Genomic DNA, 4587 nt, shown 5'->3' with positions numbered 1-4587 from the left:
CGCGGCGATACTCATGGCAAGCGGGAAAATCACGTAGCCGACATCGGCGCCATACGGGATGGTCGGCTCTGGTCTCCACCAAGCGAAATAGACGAATAGCAGATCTGACACCAGCAGAACTGCGACGCCGACCACGGCGGTGGTTGAAGCCCAGTCGCGTTCGCGCTGCCGGTGCCAGATGAAAAGGGCCAGCATCGCGAGATCGGTAACCACGTACAACCCGTAGACACCGGCCGCGTCGACGGGCCCCGGCAAGGCGACCCAAAGCGCGAGAATTGTCGCGGTGGTGGTTGAAACCATGAGAGCGGCCATGAGTCCGATGACGATCCAGCGCAGTTTCACAGGTAGCTCCAGCACCAACCCAGAGATGACGAAGGTGGGCAGCAGCAGATACAGCAAGTCACCGATCGAAGGTGCACGCGGAAGAGGGTTTTCGAACACATCGCGCATCACCAACCAATACGCCTGGCCCGCAGACCATCCCGCTAGGCCGAGTGCCAGCCCCAAAGCCCAACGAGCTTCGCGCTTGCGACGAACGACCGTCCACAGGGCCGTCGCCAAGATTCCTAACCCGAGTTGCGCGGAATCAGTAATCGCCTGGTTACGCAGCGTGGCATCTGGGGCGATGCCCTGCACCGACACGATGATGAACAGCAGCGTCAAGCTGCTGCCGGCCACGCACACAGACAACAAATTTCGCCGCGGAAGATCGTCAGCAGGCAGCGCTAGCGGAGCCGGTGGGGGACTCGGCGGCACGGTCTTTTCCATGTGCGTGATCCACAAGCGTCGGAACCACTCGGAATCCCCGCCGAGGAGCACTACGACTGCTTCGAGCGGATCCCATGTCGGCACCTCCCCGTTGAGCACCCGACCCACCGTCGCGCGGCTCCACCCGGATTTCTGCGCAACCGAACGAATACTCGGCTGGCCGGCGGCCAGCCGCAGCTTGTGTAACTCACTGCGCAGCTCACTCAGCTCCCCCGATCGCGTGCCGTCGGTTGCCTCTTCGGTCATTTCCCCCTCGATCGACCAGACGCCAGCTCACACGCCTCACATGACAACATGCGGCCCTTGGACCGTGGCTCACGGGTGGCACAAAATGACTCACGTGCAGCCCACAACGTCTCTTTTCGTTGACCCGTGAGACCGGAGCCGCAGAGGATTCGATGGCGATCCTGGCGCACACGGGCCGCGTCAGCACCGCCCGCTTACATTGGACAGGAGTATCCGTTATGTCGCCGAAGCAGCCTCCCCACACCGCCACCGAAGTCCCCGACAACCGGCGCTGGAGCCGTATCGGAACCGTGCAGCGGCACTACCGGCTCTCGGCGGCGCTGACCGGCGAGGACGGCGTGGGATACACCGACGTTGTGGTTGCCGACGGATACGACACGACATTCGTATTCCCAGGTACCGGCGACGGCTGCGTGGCCGACTACCGCCGCCTGGGTAAGACGCCTGGCGTCGACGACGCCGCGGCCCTGGCCGCGCTGGGGTACCGGATCGCCGGCTGCGCACCGTGGTCAGCGGCGGTTTCTTGAACTGCGGAATCCGTTTCAGCACTTCCAGATTCAAGCATCGCAGCCGCAGCTGCAGCGGCCTGCGGATCGGCTGCCGCGTCGGTGAAGTTCTCCCATTCCTGCGCCATGTCGGGATCGAGCATGTCGATGAACCGAACCCCCCGGGGAATGATCGTGCCGTCCGCCACGGCGGATGACACTGCGGCCACCAGCGCGAACACCTCACCCATCTGCGAAGCCCGTAGTTCGTCGTCGGGATCTTCCTCCAAATCTGTATGCAGGATTCCCCGGCTGATACACGTCGAGATGACCACCTCCGAGATCTCCTCAGCGGTCTCGGTCTGCAGTTGCGCTGCCACCTCGTCGAAGAATCCATCCGGCACGGGTGATTCTGGGGGCGTTGCGGGTGTCGTCGTCATCGGCACTGCACTCCAAAAGTTGTCGGTTCGCCCCTGCCGCGGTAGCGGTGAACCCGCCAGGGTGACCCGAAACTAACCGCGCCGCCCGCAGTCACAGGCTCCGTTCTTTCGACACGCCGACAGCGGTCAGGGACCGTCAGCGCGATCAGTTGCGGGCAGCGGCGGCCTGCTGCTGGACTCGAGCTGCTACCTGCTCGGCGACGGCGCGGACTTCGATGGTTCCGTCGGAAGCGATTTCCCGGGAAACCACCCGGAACGTCGCACCCGACTCGATCACATCACCGCCGGCGACAGGCATTCCGTCGCTGGTCAGGTAACGCACTCGGATGCGGTCGCGGCCGCCGCGCACGGCGCCGTCGCTGCGGGCCACCGTGAATCCCTTCGTACTGAACGTGGCACCGGAGGCGAACACCTCGGTGAGCAAGTCGGCCTCCCGTCCGCGGTAGACCGCTGGGACCGGGTGCGCCGCGGTGAGCACCCGCACCGCGTGGTCACGGTTGCGAGCCACCTTGTACACGGCGAACGCCTCGTTGAGCTTGGCTTCAGCCACCAGAGCTTGGGCGGAAACCAGCTCGGGGTTGCGGCCGTGCCGGGCCACCTGATTAGCCGCGGTGACCATCCGCGCGCCATCTGCCCGAACGTCCATGTGCTCCGGCGAGAGCGCCTTTCCCGGCGGAACCGCACTCACCGCCGTCGTCGCGTCCCAGTCGACGGTGCTCAGCGCCTTGCGAACAGCCGGGTAGTCGCCGTCAAGTGTCTGGGAGGGGTTGCGGATCTGGAACCCGGTGCGCGCCACCGCGGCGCGATCCTCGGTGCTCACCGGGCCGCTGTAGCGCTTGAGCGAGACCTCTTCTGCTCTTTGAGCAATCAGTGCCTTCGGGATGGTCTCCAGGAACTGAGCCCGTGCTGCTCGGGCGAAACGCATATTGCGGGCCACATCGAACCCTTCGATCCGGGCTGTCTGGGCCTGCTCATCGGCGCCGTGGCGCGAGCTATGCGGACGAGATGCTAGCCGCGCAGCGGTGTGCGCCGCCGCCTTGCCCGCCAGCATCCGAACGTGCCCGTCGGCGCCGACGGTGTAGCTCATCGCGGTGTCGCCGTAGAAGGTGCGTTCGATGATGCGCCGCTTGGCGGCCAGCCGCATCGACAGCGCCCGTGGGCTCTTGCCGACCATCATCGACTGGACTACGGAATTCAGGCCCGAGGAGTTCCCGCCGGCAGGGACTTTGGTGAAGTGGTCGAAGTCGACCTGCGGGATTCGGGCGAGGAGATCGTTAACCCGAGTGTCGGCGTCCACGGGCAGCCGCAGTCCGTCGACGAGGACCGACATCGCACCGTTGCCGTCGCGTGCGAGCAGGACTCCTTCGGCGATCTGCACCGGCTCACCGTTTCCGGCGTTGTCCAGCAACTTCCCGGCTGTCAGGACATGGGCCTGGTTACCGCCCACCGCGGCGATGACCGGGTCCGGCCGCCGCGGCGCCGCGGCAACCTGCGCCTGCTCTGTCCCGTCCTCGAACAACGTGTCCGATCGCCGCTGGGCGACCGTGGTCAAAGCGGCTACCTCGTCGATGCTGTGCCGGCGATAGAACTGCTGGGCCTGCGGGGGAAGATCCTCGAACTTGGCTCCCGGCGGTGGGGGAACGATCGCATTGCTGGCGATCGCATCGATGCGCGTCTCGATGCGATCGAGCTCGGCGGCGGCCTCTAGCGGATCTACGATGGCGCCGCGCTCGATCAGCCCGCGCTCGCACAACGCCGAGGCCAGCTGGATCTTCGACACGGCCATCGGAGCATGCTTGCCATTGTTGATCGCCGCCGAGGCCGGGTTGGAGTCCTCACGTGCCTCGGTGAACACATTGTTGTGCATGCCAGGAACACGTCGCAGCGCGCCGGACTGAGAGCGCAGGATGTCGGCTCCGATGCCCGGCGACACAGCTTCCAGGCTCACCACGAGGTTGCTCAGCATCGACGGTGCCAGAGACCCGACCGCTACTGCACTGGCCGGGCCGAACAGCGCGGCGGCGTTCGCCTTCACGCAGCGCATGGTGGCACGGTTCTCCTGGCGCGACGACGCGGCGGCGGCTCGCGTATGCGCTGTGACCGTACAGCGGCGATGAGTCCGGTTCGACGAGCCGTACTCGCTGACCGATACGCACATGGTGTCCTCACATCAGGTGTGCAGTGATTGTCACGTCCTGATGCATCATCGCATGCGTACGCAATAATATGACGCAACACATAACGCATACGATAGAAGATGCACGGCTGATCGACTGGCACACGGTGAATCCCGGCGTGGACCTGTGGTTCGCTTCGCCTGATTCAAGGTCAGGTGTCCGTTCTCATTGAATCTGGGGCAGCATTCTCATCGAATCTGGGGCAAATCCGCCGCCCGATGGCCCGCGGGTCATCGGGCGGCTGCAGCCAATCCAGCGGAGCCGGTGATGCGGGCCTACCGGGACTGGTGCGTACGCTTGGGGGCGAAGCGCGCGATGGCATCAGTAATTGCGGTTGTCATAGTTGGACTGCCGGTGTGACCGGAGTCGTCCATGACCTTTAGTTCGGCGTCGGGCCACGCCTGTGCCAGTTCCCACGCGGTGCGGAGCGGGGCGGATAGATCGAGTCGACCATGGATGAGTACGCCGGGA

General features: G+C 65.0%; 3 protein-coding genes and 1 pseudogene. All 4 read right to left on the bottom strand.

The window, feature by feature from the left end; genetic code table 11:
• A partial coding sequence (locus AC2VOU_RS11435) for a helix-turn-helix domain-containing protein (protein WP_486957481.1) occupies positions 1-1014 on the bottom strand: 1014 nt, incomplete at its 3' end.
• A 421-nt stretch (positions 1015-1435) separates the two neighbouring features.
• On the bottom strand, positions 1436-1939 hold the full coding sequence (locus AC2VOU_RS11430; protein ID WP_486957480.1) for a hypothetical protein: 504 nt from the start codon (positions 1937-1939) through the stop codon (positions 1436-1438).
• A 145-nt stretch (positions 1940-2084) separates the two neighbouring features.
• A complete protein-coding gene (locus AC2VOU_RS11425) occupies positions 2085-3983 on the bottom strand; it encodes a hypothetical protein (RefSeq protein ID WP_486957479.1) in 1899 nt (632 codons plus the stop codon).
• A gap of 408 nt (positions 3984-4391) precedes the next feature.
• Positions 4392-4587 (bottom strand): annotated as a pseudogene (locus AC2VOU_RS11420) (hypothetical protein); the annotation flags it as partial.

The organism is Mycobacterium sp. TH-M25, from assembly GCF_057473665.1.
Note: the sequence above shows the minus strand (reverse complement) of the source record. Positions and strands in the feature narration are given on the sequence as shown.